Genomic DNA, 23,124 nt, shown 5'->3' on the forward strand with positions numbered 1-23,124 from the left:
TCAGCGCTCCAGCAGGAAGAAGTGTTGGCTCGTCTCGGCCCGGTTGGCCAAGCCGGGGTCGAGACCCTGGGAACGGGTCACCCTGAAGCCGGTGGGGACGAGGGTGCGTTCGATGACCTCACGGTAGAAGTCCACCGGCCGGTAGGCCGCGCTGTATTCCTGCTTCAGCTCGTCAGACCAGTGGCGGTCGAGCGTGAGCCGGTCGCCGGTTGCCACCGGCTCACGAAGGTAGATGGTGGCCTCGTCCGCCAGAAGGGCCGGGAGGGCGGCGATCACCCTTCCGACATCCTCGTCGTTCAGGTAGACGAGCAGCCCGGCCTGCACCACGAGGTCGAACGGAGGGGGGATCGTCAGGCGATCAGCGGCCAGGTCGGTGGCCGCCAGCACGTCCACGGCGAAGCTCCCGGGCGGGTACACCGGGCCCAGAGAGGCGCGGGCGAGCTCGACCAGGCCGGGGCTGAAGTCGACGCCCTGGTAGGCGGACGCCCGGCTGGCCAGGTGGTGGCCCCATCTGGCGATGCCGCACCCGATGTCGAGAGCCCGGAACGACTTCCCGGTGGGCAGCCAGCCGAGGACCAGCGCCCGTTCGACTTCGTCGCGCTGGCGGGCCAGGTCGGGGTTGGCATCCTGGTAGAGCACGGCGGTGAGCGGCTCCTGGGTCGCCGCCCTTGCCGCCCTCTCGTCGAAGAAGGCCTGGGTGGCCGAGTAGTCGAGCGGTCGGGCGGCCCCCAGGACCCGGGTCCGGGTACGTGCCGCTTCTCGGCCGTCTCCCGGTACGTTCGCCATCACGGCAGTATTGTCGGACGGACGGTCCCAGAAGTTGAGCGTGCCGCCGGTACGAACATGACGCCACAGCTCGACATCTACCTGTACTCCCCCCACGAGGTACCGGTGTGGGCCCCCGTTCTGGGCCCGCTGCGGGCCCGGGGGGTAGACGCCCGTTTCGTCCTCGAGCCGCCCGGCCGCAATGTTGCCTGGGGTTCCGCCCCTGACCCGGCGAGGGGATGGCTAGACGTGAAGACAGAGCGGCTCGTCAGGCTCGTCGACGCCGCGACCGAGCAGGCGGTGCTTGCTGAGCTGACTAAGGTTGGCGAGGAACCGCTTCGCCGCCGCCGGCTAAGGGCTTCGGGGGGAACGACGCAAGGCAGTTCATGGGTGCGGGGTTACTCGGGGGCGCGGGCCCGGATGATGTACGGCGTAGGTCTCGTCAATGGTGCCTACGGTCACGGAGTTGTCAATCGTGGCTTCGACTTGGTGCTGGTGCACGGGCCCTTCTCGGCCGCGGAGATCGCCCTGGCTGCCCCCGGTGTGAGGACGGCGGTGGTGGGCTTCCCCAAGTGGGCCGCGTTCCGTCGTGGCGAGGTGAGTCGCGAACGCGCCCGGGACGCACTCGGTGTCGGGCGTTCGGGCCGGCCGGTCCTGGCGTGGCTGCCTACCTGGGCTCATCGTTCGTCGCTCTCCAACGCGCCGGCACTCGCCTCCCTGGCCGAGACGTTCGAGGTGGTCATGAAGCCCCACCACAACTCGGCCAGGTTCGAGAGCGGCCGCCTCTCCGGCCTACCTCCCCAGGTGATCGCCGTGCCTGCCTCGTCGTCACTGGTCGACCTGCTGGCGGCCGCCGACGTAGTGGTCGCCGACCTGCCCAGCGGCGGGTTCACCGAGGCTCTCCTTGCCGACCGCCCGGTGGTCGTGCTCGCCCAGCCGGGTGACCGCGACCGTGCCCACGCGGCGGTCACGGAAGTGGCAGACCTCTGCGCTGACCCTGCCGGGCTGCCTGCTCTGGCCGCCCGGGCCTACCGGGACGATCCGTGCGCCGAAGGCCGTCGCCGGTGGGCCCCGGAGCTGTTCGGGGACACACGTGGCCGTGACGACGAGTTGGCGGCCGAGGCACTAGCCGGCGTGGTCACCGAGAGCCGGTCGTTGGCGCGGGTGCTGGCCGCCGCCGGATGGCGCGCCCGCCAACAGGCGGCACGCCTGGCCAACCGCCGATGATCCGCTTCCTCCGCCGCCTTTGGCCGGTATTGCCAGCCCCCCAGCGACGCCGGGCGCGCCTCATCGCGGCCGGGGCCGTTCTGCTGGCCCTCCTGGACGCCTGTGGTGTCGCCCTCGTGTTCCCCCTCGTGCAACTGGGCATCGCCCGACCCGGTGACGAGCTCTCCGGCCCCGCCCGCTGGCTGTCCGAGTGGCTGGGGACGCAGGACACCGGCAGGTTGGCGCTCATCCTCGCCTCGTCGGTGGTCGTGGTGTTCGTGGGCAAGGGCATCCTCGCGGTTGTGCTGTTGCGGTCCAACATCAGGGTCGCGCTGGAGAGCGAGACGGCGGTGGCCGACCGTTTGGTCCGGGGCTACCTGGCCGCGCCCCTGACTTTCCACCTCGGCCGCAACAGCGCCGAACTCCAGCGAACGCTGCACGAGTCCCTTCGTAGGGTGTTCCAGGAGGGGTTGGCCACGGCCATCCCGGCGATCGGGGACCGGGTGGTCCTGATCGCAGTGGGGGTGGTGCTGGCCGTCGTCGCTCCGATCGAGGCCCTGGCCGGGGGCATCTGGTTCGCGGTCCTGATCTGGGCCTATCGCCGCCTGACGTCCCAGAGGGTTTCCGCCTCCAGCGCGGCGTTGGTGCAGGAGAGCCGCCACGCCATCCAGCGGGTCCAGCAGGCGCTGGCATCGGTACGGGAGGTAAAGATCAGCGGCCGGGCGGATGCCATCGGCGACGCCATCCTCCGTAACCGGGAGTTGGCGGCCAGCCGGATGAGGCTGATTGCGCTCACCGACCAGCTTCCGCGCTACTACCTCGAGATCGGCCTCATCGGGGGGGCGGCAGTCGTGAGCGCCGTGGCCTTCCAACTGCGGACGACGACCACGGCCCTGGCCGTCGTCGGCCTGTTCGTCGCTGCCGGCCTCCGCCTACTGCCCTCGCTCAACCGGTCCCTCAACGCCGAAGGCAAGGCGCGCGTGGCTATTCCGAACCTCGAGGTTATCGAGGCCGACCTGGCCGCCACCCCGAACCCCGAGGAGGTGGACCGCCCCGATCGCGACCCGCTGGACGGCGACGAGCCCTTCCGCCAGCTGGTCCTGGGCGAGGTCGACTTCTCCTACCCGGGCCGTGAGCCCGTGCTGGCCGGTGTCGACTTGACCGTCGAGGCGGGCGAGACGATCGGGGTGGTGGGCGGGTCAGGGGCGGGCAAGTCGACCTTGATCGGCCTCGTGCTCGGCCTGCTCGACCCCTCGGGTGGGGAGGTGACGGTCAATGGTCGCGCGCTGGCCGATTGTCGCCTCTCGTGGCAGCAGCGGCTCGGCTATGTCCCCCAGTCAGTGGCCGTCCTCGACGCCAGCGTCCGGGAGAACGTCGCTTTCGGCTGCCCACCGCAGGACATCGACGACGACCGAGTCCGGGCCGCCTTGGCCGCCGCCCAATTGGACGAGTTCGTGGCCGGCCTGCCGGGTGGCCTGCTCGGCGAGCTCGGCGAGGACGGGGCGCGCATGTCCGGGGGCCAGCGCCAGCGGCTCGGGCTGGCCCGGGCGCTGTACGACCGCCCGTCCCTGTTGGTGCTCGACGAAGCCACGTCATCGCTCGACGCGGCCACCGAGCGCCGGATCCTCAGAACCCTGGAGGCGTTGCGGGGCGACGTGACGATGGTCATCGTGAGCCACCGCCACTCGGCCATCCGGTCGGCCGACCGCGTTGTCCACCTGGCCGGAGGCCGGGTTCACGGCATAGGACGCTACGAGGAGCTCCTGGCGACCGACCCCCTGTTCTCGGAGCTTGCTTCTATGGAGAACGACGACGACGGCGGAGGCCACTGACGCCCGGCTGCCGCCGACCGGCCTTGGCGATCCCAGCCGCGTAGCAGGCGAGGCCGGCCAGGCGCAGACCGCAGAAGGCGACAGCTTGGGGGGGCGAGCAGCCGCCCGTGCGGTAGTACCGGTAGCGGCGGGCCCAGTAGGCAGGACCGAGCATCGACCGGGTGGACGCACCGACGCCGAGGTCGGGGTGCAGGGCGGCGAGACGCTGGCGGGAGATGCCGTGTCGGTGGTACGTACGCATGAGGGCGCGCACGGACGTGCGGTGGTCGTGAAGGACCGTGGCTCGGGAGGTGACACCCAGCACGTGGCCCGCCCGGCGCAGGCGGAAGCTGAGGTCCGTGTCCTCGCCCGAGGCCATTGGGAAGCCCTCGTCGAAGCCGTCCACCTCGCGGAGGCGGTCGGTGCGATAAGCGGCGTTGGCGGTCACCAGGAAGCGCACGCCCCGCTCGTCCGAACCGTGCCCGACCAGGCGCTCCAACTGGACGAAGTCGGCCAGGAAGCCGGACTTCAAAGGTTGGATGTCGCCTCCGACCGCGGCCAGGTCGGGACGGTGGTCCATCTCCGCCACGAGGTCGACGAGCCACTGGCGGTCGGGGAGCGTGTCGTCGTCGGTGAAGGCCACGATCGGGCCGCGGGCCAGCCGCCATCCCTGGTTGCGGGCCGCTGCCGGCCCCGCGTTGGTCTGGCGAACGTAGCGAGCACCGCTGGCCGCTGTCGTCACCGCCTCCTGGGTCGCCCCGCCGTCGTCCGACCCGTCGTCGACGACGATTACCTCGAAGCCCCCGGGGGGTGGCTCGCAGTCGGCCAGGGCAGCCAGGAGGCGGGCCAGTGACGGGGCCCGGTTGTACGTCGGCACGACCACTGTCACGGCCGGGCCACGGGCACCCGGAAGGTCGGACAGCCGGGGGGCGGGTTCACCCATGCTGGTGCCTCAGGCCGGCCTTGTCGCCCACGAAGCCGACGACGGTGCCGGCCCACCAGGAGCCGTTCGTCAGGGCGATGGTGGCGGCGGCCAGGGCGTGATGGGTGAGGGGCGCGGGCTCGTCCGAACCGGCGGCCTCGACGGCCAGCAATGCTCCGGGCACGGCCAGCAAGGTGGCCGGGCCCGCCTTGCGGTACGCAAGGGCGGCCAGCCCGCCGGCGACCAGGGGGGCGGCCAGCAGGGCGGCCTGGCGGAGCGTGGGCCGGTCGCCGCGGGCCCACCAGGTGCCCTTGACACGGCCGAAGTAGAAGTACTGGCGGGCCAGGAGGGCCAGGCTGCGGCGGGGCAGGTACCGGCTGCGAAGCTCGGAGTCGAACCACACCAGGTAGCCGGCCTCGCGGTAGCGACGGTTCAGCTCGAAGTCCTCGTTGAGGGCGACGGCTTCGGACCAACCGCCCATGGCCCGCAGATCGCCGGTGCGGAAGAAGCCCATCCACACCGTGTCGCTCGGGCCCGACCGTCGGCCTCGGCGGTAGCGGCTCAGGCCTGTCCCGTAGCGGTTGCGCAGCGCCCGGGCGATGGCGGTATCGACCAGGCCGGCCGATCGGGCGAGCGCTACCTGGGCACCGCCGACGACCCCGACGCGGTGGTCGGCCATGGCCCGCAGGCAGGTCGAGACGTAGCCGGGGGCGACTCGGCTGCGGGCGTCGACGCGGGCGACGTACTCCCCCTTGGCGCGGTCGAGGCCGACGTTGAGGCCTACCGACGTGCGACGCCGGGGGTTTCCCTCGACCACGACCTCGGCGAAGCGGTGGGCAGCGGCAGCCCGCACGACCTCCTCGACGGTCCCGTCGTCGGATGCCGCGTCGACGACGACGAGCTGGATGCGGTCGGCGCCGTGGTCCTGGGCGGCGACGGCGTCGATGCAGCCGGCGATGTCGGCCTGCTCGTTGCGGGCCGGGATGATCACGGTGACGAGGGGGCGCGGGGCGGTCATCGGCCGTCCCTGCCGATCACGCTGCGGACGGTGCGGCCGATGATGCGCAAGTCGAGGCTCAGGCTCTGGTGGCGCAGGTAGTAGAACTCGTACTGGAGCTTCTCGAGGGCGTCGGCCTCGCTGGCCCCGTAGGGGTACTTCACCTGGGCCCAGCCCGTGAGCCCCGGGCGGACGAGGTGGCGCATCCGGTAGAAGGGGATCTTCTCGGCCAGCTCGGCCACGTAGTGGGGCTGCTCGGGGCGGGGGCCGACGACCGACAGGTCCCCCCGCACGATGTTGACGGCTTGGGGGAGCTCGTCGAGGTGCGTGCGCCGTAGCCAGGCCCCGAACCGGGTGATACGGGGATCGTCCTCGGCCGTCCAGTCGGTCTGGCGACCGTCGGTCGACATCGTGCGGAACTTGAGGATCTCGAATTGGCAGCCGTTCTTGCCCACCCGGGCCTGGCGGTAGAAGAGCGGGCCCCGGTTGGCCACCCGGTTGCCGACGAGGACGAAGGGTACGGCCACCGCCAGCGCAACCAGCCCGACCCCGCCGGCCACCAGGTCGGTCACCCGCTTCAGCCGGCCGTAGCGCATGCGGTGTACCTCGCCGATGTCGAACATCAGCGACACCCGCTCCAGTTCGCTGATGGGCAGCTTGCCGAGCCACTCGTCGTAGCAGAGCGACAGAGTACGCACCCGCACGCCCTGCTCGTGCAGGAGGGCAGCCTGGGCCACGATCGAGTCGTCGGCCTGGGCGTGGCGGTCGAGCACCACGGCCGTGGCCCCGGTCTCGGCCACCAGGTCGACGAGCGGGCGGCGCCCGGCCTCGGCCGAGCCCGAGGCCGCTCGAGCGGGTTCGATCACGGCCACCAGGGTGGCCGGGCGCTCGGGGCTGGCGGCCAGGGCGTGGCCCAACTCGACGGCCTCCCCGTTCGAAGTGACGGCCACCAACCGGTCGCGGCCCTCGTCCCTCCGCCTGCCATCGGCCGCCAAGGCCGAAGCCAGCAGGTAGAGCGGCAGCAGCAGTGCCGGCGTGAGCAGCACGACGAAGCGGGGTAGCAAGGCCGAGCCGGCCAGGAGCTGCACGATCGACACCACCACCGAGGCGGCCAAGGTGGCGGCAACGGTGTAGATCACGGTCGACCACCGCGACCGGGTCATCTCGGGGAGCCCAACGGCGTAGGCAGCCAGGACGAGTAGGGCGACGTAGCCGGCTGACCACAGCAGCCGGGGCGAACGGGTGAAGTCGTAGCCGTTGGCGACCGCGTGCATCTTGCCGAGGGCGAGGACCGCCAGCGCAGTCCCCACGAACGACACCGGGCGGGCGCAGCGTCGCATCATTGCGATAAAGATCGGCTCGGCGGGACCCGGTCTTGAATGGCCGACGGCCCACCCAGGAGGGCGGCGCAGCTCCCGGGGCGATGGCGCCCGGGAACCAATGAGCCGAGACGGTCGTCCAGCCGGGCCAGCGGCAATGCCCTTGCTACGTCGAGCTTCAGCCCGAACCTCTCGAGGGCCAGCATCGGGTAGCGGAGGAAGGGACCGTGGCGGACGACCCGGCCGTCCGGGAAGGCCTCCAGGAACGGGGCCACGCGGTGGTAGTCGAGCGGGCGGCAGTGGACACCCCGTTCCCGCTTGCCGAGGATACGCGTCCCGAGGTCGTGCAGCGCGGCCCGCCACGGTTCGACGGCGGCCAGACGACCACCGTCGCGCAGCACCCGGGCGCACTCGGGGTAGGCGAGCTGGGCGACGGTGTGGTGGAGAGACTTGGCCCAGATGCGGTCGATCGTGGCGCTGGCCAGCGGCAACTCCTCGGCCACTCCGGCGGCGCACCGGAGGCGGTCGTTCATCCCGAAGCGCTGAGCCAGGGCCCGGGCGTAGGCCAGTTCGCCCACCATGGGGCTTACGACCCAAGCCTCGGCCGCTCCGGCCAGAAGGAACATGACTGCCTGCTCCCCCTTGCCCCCGATCTGTAGGGCTCGGGCTCCGCCGAGAGGGCTCAAGTGGTGGTAGGCCTCCCACTGCGCTGTCGACTCGTAGGCCGAGTCCAGCCACAGCTCCGCCGGGTCGGGAAAGGCCTGGCGCTGCTCTGGGGACAGCGATGCCAGGCGGTCGAGGCGTAGTTGGGACGACGAGCCGGCTCCCGGCGCCACGTTGGCGGCCGCCGCGTTGTAGAAGTCCATCTCCACGTAGGCCTCGGCGTAGCGCGGATCGGCTAGGTCTACCTCGAAGGGCCCACCTGAAGCTGGGCGAAGGACCTCGGGTGCCAGCAGCACCGGGAACCCGTTGACCACCGGATAGGCGGCCGCCCCGTCCTCGCGGACCAGGACAGTCGCGGTGGGGCCGACGGGGGTTCTCGGGCCGGCCCGCGGCGACAGGCGACCGACGAGGTCCTCGGCCTCGTCCAGGCGGTACTCGCATAGCCCCAGGCCGGTCAAGGGGCAGGCCAGCGTTTCCACGCCTGGTATCACCCTGGATGTATCGGCATGTGGCCCGACGGCATTGAGGGGGGCTCTCAAGTTCGGCAACCGGCGGACCGATCTTGAGGGGGTGACATCGGGCGCGGCCGCCAGCCTGGGCCACCCTCGCCGCTCCCTGCTCCCGGGGAACCGGCTGGTCGCCGCTTTCGTCCTCGGCCTGCTGGCCGCCGTCCCGGTCCTGAGCCTCCGGCTCATCTGGGCCGACCGGCTGGGCCAGGGCATCGCCTCGGCCTTCACCACGGTCTACGCCGGCCGGTACGTGGACAACCCGCTGACGACGATGGTCATCATGCGCGACGCCCAGGGCTACGCCGCCCTGGCGCGCGACCCCTCCCTGGCCCGCCCCGAGGTCTTCTACGACGAGACCCACGCCGCCTACCGCGCGCAGCGCCCGCTGCTGGCCTACGCGCTGTGGGCCATGAGCCTCGGCCAGCCCCGGTTCATCGAGCCCCTCCTGGTGCTGACCGCCCTGGCGGGGGCGGGCTTCCTCGCGCTGGCTGGGGCCCGCCTACTGGAGGACAGGGGGGTCGACGGGCGCCTTGGCGCGGTCCTCGTGGTCACGCCTGGGGCCGTGGCCTCCCTGGTCGGCCTGGTCCCTGAGACGTGGGCCGCCGGGTTCGCGCTCTTCGGGGTGCGGAGCTGGCTCCGGGGCCGCCCGGGCGCGGCCGTCGCCCTGTTAATGCTGGCCACCCTCACCCGCGAGACCATGCTGCTCGTCCCGGCCGTCTTGGCCTGGCCCGCGCTGCGCAACCTCGGCTGGAGGCGGGCCCTCACCCTGAGCGTTCCCTTCCTGGCCTGGGGGACCTGGCTGGCCGTCGTCAAGGCTCGGTTCGGGGCGTGGCCGTGGGAGTCGCCCCCGAGCCGGCTCTCCGCCCCTTTGGTGGGCATCGTCGAGGCCGCACCCCACATGAGCGACCCGGCGGTGATGGCAGGCGGAGCGCTCCTGGCCGTGGCCCTCGTCGTCCTGTGCCTGCGGCGCCTCGGTGACCCCCTCGCCCCGCTCGCTTTGGCCTTCGCGGTTCTAGGTGTCCTTCTGGCGGCCCCGGTCTGGTGGCGCTGGGAGGATATCGGCCGCGTCCTGCTGCCGCTCTACGCCTTCGGTGCGCTCGTCCTCATCTCCCCTCCCCCCTCACCAAATGGTGTGCAGGACGCGCCAGGAACGGCGCGTTCTGTACACCAGTTGGGTTGGTTAGCGAAGGGCGGTGGCGGACGGCGGGCCTGACGGCTTCACCCCTACCTCCCCGGTCAGGACCGGGGCCAGGAACTGGCCGGTGTAGCTGCCGGGGGCCTTGGCTACGTCCTCGGGGGGGCCCTCGGCCACGATGGTGCCGCCGCCCTTGCCCCCTTCGGGGCCGAGGTCGACCAGCCAGTCGGCCGACTTGATCACGTCGAGGTTGTGCTCGATCACGAGCACGGTGTTGCCCTGGTCGACCAGCCGGCTGAGCACCGTGAGCAACTTGCGGATGTCCTCGAAGTGCAGGCCGGTGGTGGGCTCGTCGAGGATGTAGATGGTGTGGCCGGTGGAGCGCTTGGACAGCTCGCTGGCCAGCTTCACCCGCTGGGCCTCGCCACCCGACAGTGTGGGGGCGGGCTGGCCCAGGCGCACGTAACCCAGGCCCACGTCGACGAGGGTCTGCATGTGGCGGGCGATGGGCGGCTGGTTGGAGAAGAACTCGACGGCCTCCTCGCACGACAGGTCGAGCACCTCGGCGATGTTGCGCCCCTTGAACGTGATGTCGAGCGTGTCGCGGTTGTAGCGGGCGCCCTTGCACACCTCGCACGGCACGTACACGTCGGGCAGGAAGTGCATCTCGATCTTGATGGTCCCGTCCCCCGAACACGCTTCGCAGCGCCCACCCTTGACGTTGAACGAGAACCGGCCCGGCTGGTAGCCCCGGACACGGGCCTCCTGGGTCTGGCTGAACAGCCTGCGGACGTGGTCGAAGACCCCCGTGTAGGTCGCCGGGTTGGACCGGGGGGTGCGGCCGATGGGCGACTGGTCGATGCCGATGACCTTGTCGAGGTGCTCGATCCCGTCGATCTGGCGGTGGCGGCCAGGGACGACCTTCGAGCGGTAGACCTTCTGCATCAGGGCCCGGTGCAGGATGTCGTTGACCAGCGTCGACTTGCCCGAGCCCGACACGCCGGTGACGCACACGAACGTGCCCAAGGGCAGGCGCACGTCGATGTCCCGCAGGTTGTGCTCGCGGGCACCCCGCACGACCAGCCACCCCGATGCCGGCGGGCGGCGGGCGGCCGGCACGGGAATGGTCCGGCGGCCCGAGAGGTACTGCCCGGTGATCGACCGGGGGGCGGCCAGCAGGTCCTCGACCGAGCCCGACACCACGATCTCGCCGCCGTGCTCGCCCGCGCCGGGGCCGATGTCGACCACGTGGTCGGCCACCCGGATGGTCTCCTCGTCGTGCTCGACCACGATCACCGAGTTGCCGATGTCGCGCAGGCGCACGAGTGTCTCGATGAGGCGCCGGTTGTCACGCTGGTGGAGCCCGATGGAGGGCTCGTCGAGCACGTAGAGCACACCGACGAGCCCGCTGCCGATCTGGCTGGCCAGGCGGATGCGCTGGGCCTCCCCGCCCGCCAGGGTGGCCGCCGACCGGTTGAGGCTGAGGTAGTCGAGGCCCACGTCGAGCAGGAACCGCATGCGGGCGTTGACCTCGCGCACGACCCGTTCGGCGATCATGCGGTCGCGCTCGCTCAGCTCCAGCCCGAGCAGGTGGTCGGCCGCCTCTGCGATCGACAGGTCGCACAGCTGGTGGATGTCGAGCCCGCCGACCGTCACCCCCAGCGACTCGGGTTTGAGACGGGCCCCGCCGCAATCGGGGCACGGTACCTCCCGCATGTAGCCCTCGATCTGCTCGCGCATGTGGTCGGACTCGGCCTCGGAGTGGCGCCGCTGGAGGTAGGGGACGACGCCCTCGTAGTGGGTGTTGTAGGACCGGGTGCGCCCGTAGCGGTTGCGGTACTGCACGTGCACCTGCCGGGGCCCGCCCCCGAACAGCACGACCTTGTGGTCGGACTTACGCAGCTTCTTCCAGGGCGTCGATGTCTTGAACCCGTGGGCCTCGGCCAGAGCGGCCAGCACCCGCTGGAAGTACTCCCCCTTGGTGCCGGCCCACGGTGCCACCGCCCCGGCGTCGATGGAAAGGTCGGGGTTGGGCACGACCAGCTCGGGGTCGACCTCGAAACGGGTCCCGAGCCCGTCGCACCGGGGGCAGGCCCCGTAGGGGGAGTTGAACGAGAAGTTCCGGGGAGCCAGTTCGTCGAACGACGTGCCGTCGTTGGGGCAGGCCAGGTGCTGGCTGAACGTGAGGATCTCCGGTTCGGCCCCCGGCTCGGGGTCACGCTCCACCAGTTCGACCTCGGCCACCCCCTCGGCCAGGCGTAGGGCCGTCTCCAGCGAGTCGGTCAGCCGCCGCTCGATCCCCTCGCGCCGCACCAAGCGGTCGACCACCACCTCGATGGTGTGGGCCTCGTAGCGGGCCAGGCGCAGCTCGTCGAGCTCGGACAGCTCGTGCAGCTCGCCGTCGACCCGTGCCCGGGCGAAGCCCTGGCCGGCCAGCTCCTTGAGCAGGCCCTCGTACTCTCCCTTTCGTCCCCGCACGACGGGGGCCAGCACCTGGAACCGCGTCCCCTCGGGCAACTGGAGGACCCGGTCGACGATCTGCTGGGGGGTCTGGCGGGAGACGACGGCCCCGCACTTGGGGCAGTGGGGCACGCCGATCCGGGCCCACAGCAGGCGCAGGTAGTCGTAGACCTCGGTGATGGTGCCCACCGTCGAGCGGGGGTTGCGGGACGCCGACTTCTGGTCGATGGAGATGGCCGGGGACAGGCCCTCGATGAAGTCGACGTCGGGCTTGTCCATCTGGCCCAGGAACTGGCGGGCGTAGGCCGAGAGCGACTCCACGTAGCGCCGTTGCCCCTCGGCGTAGATCGTGTCGAAGGCCAGCGACGACTTGCCCGACCCGGACAGCCCAGTGAACACCACGAGCCGCTCACGGGGGAGCTCGAGGTTGACGTTGCGAAGGTTGTGCTCCCTCGCCCCCCGAATGACAAGGGTGTCAGACACTGCGCCGAGGATACCGGCGAACCCGGGGGAACGTATGTACGGTTATGTCAGGGCCCGAGGTCGAGGACCAGCAGGTCCCAGGGCGCCCGCGGCGACGCCACGGTGGCAGTCACTGCCACGCCCTCGCCCCAGGCCAGCCGGTCGCGCCCGAGGTTGTTGGTGACCAGGGCGACTCGGTACACCCCCGCCGCCCGGACGCCGTCGAGTACGTCGTCCAGTTCCTCCGGGGGGGCCAGCAACCAGCGCTGGTCGTCGAACGTCGACCACGACAGCCGAGGGACGGCTCCCATGGTGGCCACCAGGACCGGCTTCTCCCCGGCCACCGCCACCGAGGCCCGCCCGGTGGCCGCGAAGGCGGCGACCAACTCGTCGGTCCGCTGGTGAGAGCCCCGCAGGGCGGAGACGGCCATCACTGCCAGGGCTAACGAACAGACCGCCAGGGCCCCGCCCGCCCTGCGGGCCGTCTCGCGGTCGAGCCGGGCGCCGTGCTGGCGCAGTGCGTCGAGAGCCAGAGGGGCCAGCAGGGGCAGCCCGAGGGCGAAGTAGCGCCCGCCCCACTCGGCGGTGCCGCCCCGGGAGTATTGCGTGGCGAGGACGGCCAGGCTGAACAGGGCGAACGTCCCGGCCAGGGCCCTGGCCGGGAGGGAGGCCACGGTCCTTCGGTCGAGTAGCAGGAGACCAGCCAGCCCGACCGGGAAGGCCACGAGCAGTCCGGGGACCACGTTCCGGGGGGAGACGACCAGCGCGGCTACTGAGGCCGCGGCGGCCACCACGGCCGCGGCCCGTACGGCTTGGGCCGATCGGCTGTCGCCTTGGCGCCGGCGCACGATCACGGCGGCGGCGCCGACGGACACGGCCATCAGCAGCAGAAGGGCCTCGAGCAGGCTCGACCCCGAGTAGCTGGGGTCGAGCCAGGTCAGGGAGAACGCCTGGAGCCGCCCCTCGACGAGACCCAGCGGGTCCTCGTAGCCCGGCTGGGCCGGCCCTGTACCCGTTCCTGCGCCCACGATGTGCCGTGCCCAGGCCTGTTCGCCTACGCGGGCGACCACGGCCGCCCCTGCTGCCGCCACCGCAACCCCCAGGGCCGGCCAGCGGTGGTCTGCTTTGACCAGGCCCACGGCGGCGGCGGTGACCGCCAGCGCCAGGCCGAACAGGGCGGCCTCCGAGCGCAACAGGACGGCGACGGCGACGACCGGCCCGACGGCCAGGCCCAGCGTCCAGCGCCGGTTCTCGATCGCCCTCACCGCCAGAAGGGCCGCCCCTGCGGCCGCCGCCGCGCCAATGCTGTGGGCGATCAGGAGGTAGCCGTCGAAGAGCAGCGGGCTACCCAGGCCCAGCACCCACAGCGTCGGCCTGGGGAGCGATGGGTGTAGGTGCCGTCCGAGGGCGGCGCCGAGGGTGGCGGCCGCAACCGTGCCCATGACCGAGAGGGCGACCATGGCTGCCATCCCGCCAAAGACGAAGGCCCCGGCCAGGACCAGGGCGTAGAGCGGGTGCTTGGCGAACGGGGCAGTGCCGTTGGAGCCGTGCTCGGAAAGGGCCAGGGGGTAGTAGCGGCTCGTCGGGTCGGCTTCGGGGAACGGGTGGGCGACGGTCCAGCCCTCGCCGTGGGCCAGCGAGCGGGCCTGGACGATCGCCGCCCCTTCGTCGGCCGAGAACGACGCCTGCGGCCCGACGACCGGGATGAGCGCAACGAGGACGATCGCCAGCATTACGCCGTGGGCCCACAGGGGCGCGTCCCACAGCCGCCTTGGCAGGCCCTGCCACGGGTCGCGTGTGGGCGCGACGACCTTCATGTAGGCCTTATCGGCAGGTCAGCCGACCTGCTTCAGTTCCCTCCTGAGGTCGCCGATCTCGTCGCGCAGGCGGGCGGCGTACTCGAAGCGCAGATCGGCGGCCGCCTCCCGCATCTCCTCCTCGAGCGTGCTGATGAGCCGGGAGAGCTCACCGGGCGGTAGCTCGGCGAAGTCGCTGCGGATCTTGTCGCGGCGCCGGTTGCGCCGGTCGCGCCCGGGCGTGGGCGCGCCCTCGCCCTCGGGGCGCAGGACGGCCAGGATGTCGGTGACGGCCTTGCGGATCGTCTGGGGGTCGATGCCGTGCTCGCGGTTGTAGGCCTGCTGGAGCCCTCGCCGACGGTTGGTCTCCCCGAGGGCCCGCTGCATCGAGTCGGTGACCTTGTCGGCGTACATGATCACCTGGCCGCCGACGTTGCGGGCAGCCCGGCCGATCGTCTGGATGAGCGACGTCTCGCTGCGCAGGAACCCTTCCTTGTCGGCGTCGAGGATGGCCACCAGCGAGACCTCGGGCAGGTCGAGCCCCTCCCGGAGCAGGTTGATGCCGACGAGCACGTCGAACTCCCCGAGCCGGAGGTCGCGCAGGATCTCGATGCGCTCGATGGTGTCGATCTCGCTGTGCAGGTAACGCACCCGCACGCCCAGCTCCAGCAGGTAGTCGGTGAGGTCCTCGGCCATCTTCTTGGTCAGGGTCGTGACCAGCACCCGGTCGCCCTGCTCGACCCGCTGGTTGATCTGGGCCAGCAGGTCGTCGATCTGGCCCTTGGTCGGGCGCACCTGCACCTCGGGGTCGATGAGCCCCGTCGGCCTCACGATCTGCTCGACGACCTGGCCGGAGATCCCGACCTCGTAGGCCGAGGGCGTGGCCGACAGGAAGATGCACTGGTTGACCCGCTCGAACCACTCGTCGAACCGCAGGGGCCGGTTGTCGGCGGCCGACGGGAGGCGGAAGCCGTGGTCTACCAAGGTCTCCTTGCGGGACCGGTCGCCCTGGTACTGGGCGTGGAGCTGGGGGACGGCCACGTGGCTCTCGTCGATCACCATGAGGAAGTCCTTGGGGAAGAAGTCGAGCAGCGTGTGGGGTGCCTCCCCGGCCGCCCGCCCGTCGATGTGGCGCGAGTAGTTCTCGATGCCGTTGCAGAACCCGACCTCGCGCATCATCTCCAGGTCGTACTCGGTGCGCATGCGCAGGCGCTGGGCCTCCAGCAGCTTGCCTTCCTTCTCGAAGTACTGGAGACGCTCGCGCAGCTCGTCCTCGATGCGGACCATGGCCTTTCGCATGCGTTCCTCACCGGCCACGTAGTGGGTCGCCGGGAAGATCGTGAGGTCGTCGAGCGTGCCCAGCACCTCGCCGGTCAGGGGGTCGACCCGGCTGATGCGCTCGACCTCGTCGCCGAACAGCTCGATGCGCACACCAGTCTCCTCGTAGGCCGGGTGCACCTCGATGGTGTCGCCCCTGACCCGGAACTTGCCCCGGGCGAAGTTCATGTCGTTGCGCTCGTACTGGATGTCGACGAGCTTGCGCAGGATGGCCCGCTGGTCGATCTCCTGGCCGGGCACCAGGGCGAGGATCTGGTTGGCGTACTCCTCCGGTGAGCCCAGGCCGTAGATGCACGAGACCGACGCCACGACGATCACGTCCCGGCGGGCCAGCAGGGCGGCCGTGGCCGAGTGCCGGAGCCGGTCGATCTCGTCGTTGATCGTGGAGTCCTTCTCGATGTACGTGTCCGACGACGGGATGTAGGCCTCGGGCTGGTAGTAGTCGTAGTAGCTGACGAAGTACTCCACCCGGTTGTCGGGGAAGAACTCCCGGAACTCGTTGGCCAACTGGGCGGCCAGCGACTTGTTGGGGGCGATGACCAGCGTCGGTCGCTGCACCTGCTCGATGGTCCACGCGATCGTCGCCGACTTGCCGCTCCCGGTGATCCCCAGCAAGGTCTGGAACCGGTCGCCCCGGGCCACGCCGGCGGCCAGCCCCTCGATGGCCTTGGGCTGGTCCCCGGCGGGTGCGAAGTCGGCGACGACCCTGAACGGCGGCATGGTGGCGCCAGCGTACGCCCACGGCTGCCGAACTGGTGTACGTCTGGCGGCCGGCGCGGCCCGTCCGTCCGCCCGGAGGTCTGTGCAAGAAGCAACCGGAGAGGTTGCTTCTCGCACGAGGTCAGCGGTGAAGCGCCTCCCACAGCGCCTCGACCTGGGGGCCGAGGGCGTCGGCGGGCCCGGAGTTGTCGATCACCGTGTCGGCCCGGTTCAGTCGTTCCTGGCGGCTGGCCTGGGCGGCGACCCGTTGACGGGCCTCCCGCTCGGTGAGGCGACCGGAGCCCACCAGGCGTCGCACAGCCGTGTCCTCGGGGCAGTCCACGACCACCACGTGGTCGACCCGGTCCGTCCACCCGGCCTCGACCAGCAGGGGTACGACGAGCACCACCGTGGTCCCGGTGCCGGCCAGCTCGCGGAGGCGGGCGTCGACCTCGGTGGCTACCGCCGGGTGGACGAGGGCGTTGAGGTCGGACCGGGCCTCGGGGTCGGCGAACACCAGCCGGGCGAGGGCGGCTCGGTCGATCTCGCCGCCGGGGCCGACGACCGCTGGGCCGAACCGGCGCCGCACAGCGGCGTGGGCCGCCCCGTCAGGCTCGACCACGTCCCGGGCGACGAGGTCGGTGTCGATGACGACCGCGCCCATCCCGGCGAGCATGTCGGACACCGTGGTCTTGCCCGACCCGATGCCTCCTGTCAGCCCGATCACACCGATGGCCGACCGTATCATCGGGTCATCCGCACCGATCCGCACCTCTACGCCCCCGACCCCGCCGAACGGCTCCGCACCGCCCAGGGGCTCTCGAAGCGGGCGCGACGGGCGGTCGTGGAGAAGGTGGGCGACTGGCCGCCGTTCTCCCCGGGGGCGGCCAACGCCTGGCTTCTGCTGGCCACGACCAAGCCGCCCAGCTGGCGCGACACCCTGCTCATGTGGCCGGAGACCCCGCTGGCCGTCGGGGAGCCGCACGAGGGCTTCTTCTACCCCGATCCCCGGGGGTTCTGGGCCGAGGTGCGGCGCTGGTCTGTCGAGGTGTTCCGGGGCCAGGTCCCGACCTGGGGGACGGCCGAGGCCCTGTCTCTCACGGCGCTCGTGCACGTGGGCGATGAGCCCGAACGCCTGCGCCACGCCCTGGCCGTGACGCGGCCCCGTACGGTGATCTTCCTCGACGGTCCTTCCTGGGAACGGTCGGGGTTGGACGTTGGCCACGCCGAGCCCCACTACATCTACGATCCCCACCGGGCTGGCCAGGTCTACGAGGGGTTCTGGGGACGGACGCCCGACGGCGTGGTAATCGGCAAGGCGCCCCAGCACCCGTCCACCCACAACCTTTACCGGGCCGAGGACATGCTCGGTTACCTGCGCTCCGCCCCCAGCCCCGAAGGCGTGTGACCTGGTCGTTACGGGTACCACCGAGGCCATGAACCTCACCCGTGTCTTCCTCATCGCCGCCGTCGCCTGCTTCGCCATCGTGGCCCTGTCGGCCTTCAGCACCAACGTCAACGTCAACGAGACGGGCTGGCTGGCCCTGGGCCTGGCCCTGTGGGCCGGCTCCAGCCTGGTCGTCGGCGCCCCCGTCGTCGGCCGCCGCCGCGCACTCAGATAGCCCTTGCAAGCCGTGAAAGACCATGACATCCTAGATGCGTGCGGAGGCGGGATCGTGCGGGACGCTGCGTAGGAGGGCTCCTGGCCCTGGCCCTGCTGGGCGCCGCCCTAGCAGGCTGCGACCGGTCCTCGACCGAGGCCCAGCCTCAGGGCGCCACCGTCCCCACCGCCGCTCCCACCACGACTACTACCAACCCCTACGCCGTCCCTGAAGTCATCGACACCGCCTACGTAAACCGTGTCCTTGCCGGCCTCGACGCACTGGTCGGTGACGTCGTCCGCATGGTCGTAGCCACGAAGTTCATTCCTCGTGAGGCCTATGACCGGCTGCGATCCCTGTACGGGACTGACGCATGGCTTCAACTCCAGATCGATATCCTGCAAGACGATGTCCGGCAAGGTCTAACCGGATATCGTCTTCCAGAGCCCGGCAATACTAGGACAGAGGTTGCTGAGATTCTGTCGATGAGGCCGACGTGTATCTACGCGCGTGTGCAGCGAGACTACTCTGCCGTATCTGTGAGTTCGATACCGGAGCTCGGTACTCAGTGGGTTGCGGTGCGGCCTCTCGACAAGCCTCGTGATCCGCACGGCTACAATATCGTAGGTTGGTCCTATATCTATGATGGGTTTCAACCCGGGTTCGTAGCTCCAGAGAAAGACCCATGCACAGACGCCTGACCCTGACGGTGGTCGTGGCCCTGGCTACCCTGGTAAGCGGTCTGCTTGCGGTCCCGGGTGCTGAGGGCCAACCAAGTACCGGCGGACTCTGCGGATCTCGAAGTGGCGGGATCGCCAAGTGTGGAAACGAGGAGTCACGGGAGGCCGCTCCTGAGAGCGGCGGAACAGCGCCGGGCCCTCGTTACCTTCCCTATCCGAAGCTAACAAGTGACGATGACGGGGAGCCGTGCATTGCCACTGGCTACTATCGGGAGGGGTCATCGGTGCCAGACGACGTGGCTCCTGAGATCCGGCCGGGGCCGAACGAGGAGCGCGGAAACGATCTCTTCAGCATCTACTACGAGACCTATCCACCCTGCCCGACCAGGGACGGCGAGCCGGCCGATACGCCAGGGGCGTACGCTGCGCGCTATTGGGAGCTCATCCCCCATCCTCATCCAGACCCATACGTTGCACCTGGCTGGGCGATTGTCGGCAAGACTATGTACCTCGAAACACGTGGTAAAACCAGGCACACGCACTACGTGCCGGAGACTCCATTCGGGCCGCTGACCATCGAATCTGTGGGCCAGTACTACGTCGACTGGGGCGACGGCGAGTCGTCGGGGCCGCACTCGTTCGAGGGGAAGCCCTGGCCGGACGGCGAGATCACCCACGACTACGTCTGGTCGGGGACCTATGACATCGTGGTGACGCAACGGTGGACGGCGACGTGGTCGTTTGGTGCCAACAGCGGTGTGTTGCGCGATATCGAAACCGAGGGCCGGATCGAAGGCTTCCCAGCACGGGAGATACAGGCGGTGGTCGGTCCCGTCCCGCGGTGATCGGCGCGGCGGAGGCCTCTGTCCTATGCGACTGGTCCGGCCCAGCCGCGAGCCGGGGCTACGTCGTGAACTGGACGGCGGAGCGGTGGGCGAGGATGGGGCGGACGAGGCCGGTGGCTACGTCGACGTGGGCGGGGTGGGTGGTGTAGGCCTGGTAGCCGGCGGCGTCGTCGAAGTCGGCCACGACTGCGAAGTCGCCGTTGCCGTCGGTCAGGCGGTCGTCGGGGCCGAAGCGGTAGTCGCGCCGGACCGCGATGAGCGACGGCAACCGGGCCAGGCCGGCGGACATGGCCTCGACCTGGGCGGGAGTCGTCCCTTCGGCGAACGTGAAGATGGCGACGTGGCGGAACACGCCGGGCGAGCTACTCCCAGAGGCAGAGGTTGCCGAGGAAGTCGCGCACGACGCCGGGCCAGGCCCGTACGCCGGCCAGGTCGCTAGCCACGTGCAGCTCGGACAGGATGAGCGTGTCGGCCAGGGCCTCGGCAGTGGCCACCGGGTGGCAGGGGTCGCCGTCCCAGGCCAGGATCAGCACGGGCAGCACGACCGAGGACAGCTCCTCCCGGCAGGGCAGGTCGGAGCGGGCCATGGCCCGCAGGATGGCGGGCAGGGCCCGCTCGTCCATGGCCGCCAGGTGGCGCAGGCCGATGTCTCGGGCCGCCGGCAACTCGCGGTCGAGGATGCCGGGCTGGGGCCGGGCCCGCCATGACTCGACCAGGGACCGCAAGCCCTTGCGCTCGACCAGGGCGGCGGCCGAGGCGTACTCCTCGACCTGGCCGTTGCGTGACTCCCAGGCAGCCGGCGGGGTCATCAGGACGGCGGCCTGCACCCGCCGGGGCGCCCGCAGAGCGGCGTAGAGAGCCGTGGCCGCCCCCACGCACGTTCCACCGGCCACGAAGGGCCCGTGTTGTCCGGCGGCCCACAGCATGTCGTCGACCAGCGTCGACCAGCCGTAGGCCAGCGGTTCGTAGGGGTGGACCTCCGCCCCGCCGTGGCCGCGGACGTCGTAGCGCACGACCTGGGCTACTTCGTGGACCGGACGCCAGTCGAACAGGCCCAGCTCGTCCTCGTGGGCCACCGAGCTCTGCAGCCCGTGTGCCCAGACGAACCTGCATCTGCTCATGCCACCGTTCAGTATGCGAGCACCGCGGCCCCTGGCTCAATAGCTGATGCCGTCACCTATATGCGTCTGCGTAGCCGGCGGTCGGCCAGGAGGTCGCTCTCCAGCGCAAGGGCGAGCCCGACGCCACCCGCCGCGAGGTCCAGCGCCGGCGGGGGTTTCGCCGGCTGGCGAAGTGGCGAACGGGCTGCGAGGGCAGGATCTCGCACCTCAAGCACGCCTACGCCTGGGACCGTACGCTGCTCGACGGCATCGGCGGGGCCGAGACCTGGTGCGGGCTCGGCGTGCTGGCCCACAACGCGGTGAAGGTCTCGGCCCTCCTCGAGGCCAAGGCCAACCCGGCGCCGGGGCCCGCCGCACCGGCGCCGCCCCGCCGAGTGGCGACCGGCCCGCCACCACGCGGCAAACCCGCGGCACCGCTGTTCGTCTGACCCGGCTCCTCCGGGCGACCCGGCGCGACCCGCACTCGAAATGAGGCGGGAAGCAGGGCCGGGAACGGGCCGGGAGGGCCGGGCGGGATGCCGCGACCTGCCACTGAAACGCGCAGATGCGCTCAGGGCTGGGGGCGCACGGCGAAACTCAGGTCGAAGTAGTTAGGGCGACCCGCGACCGCGCGTCAGTTCCAGGCGAACCAGCGGCCGTCGAAGCGCTCGCCCGACGGTGCTTGCCACTTGGCGGGCGTGACCCCGATCGAGCGGGCGGCGGCCGGGGGTGGGGCGGCCGGTGGCCGGGGCGGGTGCGGTGCGAGGTCTCGGCCCCACCTGTCGGTGAAGCGCAGGCCGCCGGGCCTGGTCGGGTCGCCTTCGATGCCCAGCACGCCCCGGTGGTGGTCGTCGTGGTGGCGGCCGCACAGGCACAGCAGGTTCTCGGGGACGGTCTGGCCACCGTCGCAGACGTGCACGAGGTGGTGGACCTCCAGCCAGCGCGCCTGGGTGCAGCCCGGGGCACGGCACCCCCGGTCACGGTCCTCGATGGCGGCCCGCAGGGCCGGCGGGACGGTGCGGGTCTTTCGGCCCCAGGCCACGGTGCGCCCTTCGTCCTCCAGTACCCAGCGCAGGTCGGCGTCGCAGGTGATGCGCCGCCGGGCACTGGCGGTGAGGGCGGGCCCGAGGTGGAGGTGGGCGGCGGGGTCGTCGCCCACGCCCACGTGCACGAGCACCTGGTAGCGGCCCGACGCCGTGCGTCCCCCGCCGCTGGCGGGGTCGAGGGCCTCGATGGCGGCCAGGGCCATGCGCTCTAGGAGGCTGGTGTCTTTCGCGTTCGGCGCTGAGCGCCGAGGCGCCCGACCTGCCCTGAACAGCACCTTTGCAGTGTCACCGAGCCGCGAACGGGGCGGTCGGCCGCCTGGGGAGGGTTTAGACACCACCCTCCTAGGGCGTCGGACCACGTGACCCCGGTCGGCTTGGCCCCCTCGGCGGCCTCGGGGTGCCGGGCCCGGAACTCGGCCTCACGGGCGGCCTCGAGGGCCTTGGCCACCAGCGCGCCCCGCTCGGGGGCCAGGCCCCCGGCCCGCAGCCACCACCGGTCGTCGTCGTGGCCGAAGGCGACCTCGCCGCCCCCCTCGGGCTCGGGCCGGGGCTCGGCCTCGGGCTCCTCGACGGGCTGGGCGGGCAGCGAGCGCAGTGTGCGGGCCAGTTGCGCCACGGTCATGACCTGGGCCAGGCCGGCGACCTCGGCGTCGCGCTCGGCCGGCACCCGGGCGGCCACCAGCTTCACCGAGTCCTCGCTCAACCGCCCCTCGGCGAACGCCGCGGCCACCGTGGGCAGCTCGCCCAGCCGGCGGGCCATCTTGACCAGGTGGGCGGCCCGGGCCGGGGACACCCCCGCCCGCCACGCCACCCAGTGGGCGGGCGAGCGCAGCCCCCCGCCGCCCCACGCGTCGTTCTCTATTACCTCGCCGACGATGGAGACGAGCTCGGCAGTAGCGGCATTGATGACACCCATCACATCGGCAATTCGCTCGTCGGCCCAGGTCGCCACTTGGTCTGATCGGGCCGTGAACCCTGCCGTCACCATACGAACAAGTGTACGCCCCACCTGAATAGAAGTCAAGCCAATAGCCTAAATTGTAGGACCCGGATTACAGGGAATCGGCCTACCAATGAATAGCCGCGCGAGGCCGCAGCCCGCGGCGCCCGGCAGCCGACCACCGACGTCGTTCTCCTCGGCAGGGTCGACGCCGGACGAGCGGCTCAGCAGGCAGCGCGTCCGACCCGACGAACTGTTGGTCTGCCCGATGTGGGCCTCCGGGTCGTTCGGGCCGCACGACCCCTGCGGGGGATGACGACGGTCTTGACGCCCATGGCCTTGAGCTCGTCCTCGACCGACGCCTCCCCGTAGATGCCGTCGGCGGTCACGGCCCGCGGCGCCCTGCCGACGAGCGCCTTGATACGCGCGACGGCCGGGACGAGCATCGGCGCGTCGGGCGGGTTGCCGACCACCACCCGGTGGTCGACCACGACGCCGTCGGCGTTGTCGACCACCTGAGCCTTGTAGCCGAACTCCACGGGCTTGCCCAGGCGCCCCTTGGCGATCGGGCGGGCGTCGGGCTCGTGCAGCGACACGACCTTGGTCGAGCCGTCGGGCGTCACACCGCCGAGGCGGGTGCGGGTCTGGGCCACGACGCGCTCGACCAGGTCCGCCGTGCGCTCGAGCTCGGCGACCATCGCCGCGGCCCGGCCCGTGCCGACATCGCCTTGGGGTGCAGGCCCCGGCGGGCATTGAGTGCGACGTGCCGGGCATCGGCGATGGCCCAGGTGGCGATCGTGGCCGTCTCACCGGTGATGGCCTTGGCCTCC

General features: G+C 71.2%; 19 protein-coding genes and 2 pseudogenes. 7 read left to right on the forward strand and 14 right to left on the reverse strand.

Annotated elements, in window-relative coordinates; all coding sequences use genetic code 11:
• The gene (locus AB1673_01460) at positions 1-786 is read right to left on the reverse strand and encodes a class I SAM-dependent methyltransferase (GenBank protein MEW6152644.1); all 786 of its coding nucleotides are present in this window, start codon (positions 784-786) and stop codon (positions 1-3) included.
• A gap of 474 nt (positions 787-1,260) precedes the next feature.
• Between AB1673_01460 and AB1673_01465 the strand changes: the two genes are divergently transcribed.
• Together AB1673_01465 and AB1673_01470 are read left to right on the forward strand one after the other, a co-directional pair.
• Positions 1,261-1,992, forward strand: a complete 732-nt coding sequence (locus AB1673_01465; protein MEW6152645.1) for a hypothetical protein — start codon at positions 1,261-1,263, stop codon at positions 1,990-1,992.
• On the forward strand, positions 1,989-3,803 hold the full coding sequence (locus AB1673_01470; GenBank protein ID MEW6152646.1) for an ABC transporter ATP-binding protein: 1,815 nt from the start codon (positions 1,989-1,991) through the stop codon (positions 3,801-3,803). The genes AB1673_01465 and AB1673_01470 overlap by 4 nt, the downstream gene beginning before the upstream one ends.
• On the opposite strand, the gene AB1673_01475 is transcribed toward AB1673_01470, so the two are convergent.
• The 4 genes from AB1673_01475 to AB1673_01490 are packed head-to-tail and all read right to left on the reverse strand — an operon-like array spanning position 3,769 to position 8,162.
• The gene (locus AB1673_01475; protein ID MEW6152647.1) at positions 3,769-4,725 is read right to left on the reverse strand and encodes a glycosyltransferase; all 957 of its coding nucleotides are present in this window, start codon (positions 4,723-4,725) and stop codon (positions 3,769-3,771) included. The two genes, AB1673_01470 and AB1673_01475, sit on opposite strands and share 35 nt — an antisense overlap.
• On the reverse strand, positions 4,718-5,722 hold the full coding sequence (locus tag AB1673_01480; GenBank protein MEW6152648.1) for a glycosyltransferase: 1,005 nt from the start codon (positions 5,720-5,722) through the stop codon (positions 4,718-4,720). The genes AB1673_01475 and AB1673_01480 overlap by 8 nt, the downstream gene beginning before the upstream one ends.
• Positions 5,719-7,044: a sugar transferase gene (locus tag AB1673_01485; protein ID MEW6152649.1), complete on the reverse strand. Its 1,326-nt coding sequence runs from the start codon at positions 7,042-7,044 to the stop codon at positions 5,719-5,721. Before AB1673_01485 ends, AB1673_01480 begins: the two co-directional genes overlap by 4 nt.
• Entirely contained in the window at positions 7,041-8,162 is a 1,122-nt protein-coding gene (locus AB1673_01490) for a methyltransferase domain-containing protein (GenBank protein ID MEW6152650.1), read from the reverse strand. Before AB1673_01490 ends, AB1673_01485 begins: the two co-directional genes overlap by 4 nt.
• Before the next feature lie 43 nt (positions 8,163-8,205).
• Here AB1673_01490 and AB1673_01495 point away from each other — a divergent pair, with 43 nt between their 5' ends.
• Complete coding sequence (locus AB1673_01495) at positions 8,206-9,405, forward strand: hypothetical protein (protein ID MEW6152651.1); 1,200 nt, start codon at positions 8,206-8,208, stop codon at positions 9,403-9,405.
• On the opposite strand, the gene uvrA is transcribed toward AB1673_01495, so the two are convergent.
• From uvrA to coaE, 4 genes are all read right to left on the reverse strand, one after another.
• Entirely contained in the window at positions 9,373-12,270 is a 2,898-nt protein-coding gene (gene uvrA / locus AB1673_01500; protein ID MEW6152652.1) for an excinuclease ABC subunit UvrA, read from the reverse strand. The two genes, AB1673_01495 and uvrA, sit on opposite strands and share 33 nt — an antisense overlap.
• Before the next feature lie 47 nt (positions 12,271-12,317).
• The gene (locus tag AB1673_01505) at positions 12,318-14,066 is read right to left on the reverse strand and encodes a hypothetical protein (protein MEW6152653.1); all 1,749 of its coding nucleotides are present in this window, start codon (positions 14,064-14,066) and stop codon (positions 12,318-12,320) included.
• 18 nt (positions 14,067-14,084) lie between these two features.
• Positions 14,085-16,103, reverse strand: a complete 2,019-nt coding sequence (gene uvrB, locus AB1673_01510) for an excinuclease ABC subunit UvrB (GenBank protein ID MEW6152654.1) — start codon at positions 16,101-16,103, stop codon at positions 14,085-14,087.
• Between the two features lie 121 nt (positions 16,104-16,224).
• Positions 16,225-16,830, reverse strand: a complete 606-nt coding sequence (coaE, locus tag AB1673_01515) for a dephospho-CoA kinase (GenBank protein ID MEW6152655.1) — start codon at positions 16,828-16,830, stop codon at positions 16,225-16,227.
• Positions 16,831-16,926: 96 nt separating this feature from the next.
• Between coaE and AB1673_01520 the strand changes: the two genes are divergently transcribed.
• The 3 genes from AB1673_01520 to AB1673_01530 all read left to right on the forward strand — a co-directional run bounded on the left by AB1673_01520 (position 16,927) and on the right by AB1673_01530 (position 19,208).
• On the forward strand, positions 16,927-17,490 hold the full coding sequence (locus tag AB1673_01520; protein ID MEW6152656.1) for a hypothetical protein: 564 nt from the start codon (positions 16,927-16,929) through the stop codon (positions 17,488-17,490).
• A 28-nt stretch (positions 17,491-17,518) separates the two neighbouring features.
• Complete coding sequence (locus AB1673_01525; GenBank protein ID MEW6152657.1) at positions 17,519-17,704, forward strand: hypothetical protein; 186 nt, start codon at positions 17,519-17,521, stop codon at positions 17,702-17,704.
• A gap of 943 nt (positions 17,705-18,647) precedes the next feature.
• On the forward strand, positions 18,648-19,208 hold the full coding sequence (locus tag AB1673_01530; GenBank protein MEW6152658.1) for a hypothetical protein: 561 nt from the start codon (positions 18,648-18,650) through the stop codon (positions 19,206-19,208).
• 58 nt (positions 19,209-19,266) lie between these two features.
• On the opposite strand, the gene AB1673_01535 is transcribed toward AB1673_01530, so the two are convergent.
• Both AB1673_01535 and AB1673_01540 read right to left on the reverse strand, forming a co-directional pair.
• On the reverse strand, positions 19,267-19,560 hold the full coding sequence (locus AB1673_01535; GenBank protein MEW6152659.1) for a Dabb family protein: 294 nt from the start codon (positions 19,558-19,560) through the stop codon (positions 19,267-19,269).
• Between the two features lie 10 nt (positions 19,561-19,570).
• Positions 19,571-20,329, reverse strand: a complete 759-nt coding sequence (locus AB1673_01540) for an alpha/beta fold hydrolase (protein MEW6152660.1) — start codon at positions 20,327-20,329, stop codon at positions 19,571-19,573.
• Between the two features lie 116 nt (positions 20,330-20,445).
• Here AB1673_01540 and AB1673_01545 point away from each other — a divergent pair.
• Positions 20,446-20,646, forward strand: a pseudogene (locus tag AB1673_01545) (ISNCY family transposase).
• Positions 20,647-20,942: 296 nt separating this feature from the next.
• Here AB1673_01545 and AB1673_01550 read toward each other — a convergent pair.
• The 3 genes and pseudogenes from AB1673_01550 to AB1673_01560 all read right to left on the reverse strand — a co-directional run bounded on the left by AB1673_01550 (position 20,943) and on the right by AB1673_01560 (position 22,953).
• Positions 20,943-21,557, reverse strand: a complete 615-nt coding sequence (locus AB1673_01550) for a DUF222 domain-containing protein (protein ID MEW6152661.1) — start codon at positions 21,555-21,557, stop codon at positions 20,943-20,945.
• A 5-nt stretch (positions 21,558-21,562) separates the two neighbouring features.
• Positions 21,563-22,270, reverse strand: a complete 708-nt coding sequence (locus AB1673_01555; GenBank protein MEW6152662.1) for a DUF222 domain-containing protein — start codon at positions 22,268-22,270, stop codon at positions 21,563-21,565.
• Between the two features lie 314 nt (positions 22,271-22,584).
• Positions 22,585-22,953, reverse strand: a pseudogene (locus tag AB1673_01560) (transposase).
• Between the last annotated feature and the right edge of the window lie 171 nt (positions 22,954-23,124).

The organism is Actinomycetota bacterium (assembly GCA_040754375.1).
In the GTDB taxonomy this organism is placed as follows: Bacteria; Actinomycetota; Acidimicrobiia; order Acidimicrobiales; family AC-14; genus JBFMCT01.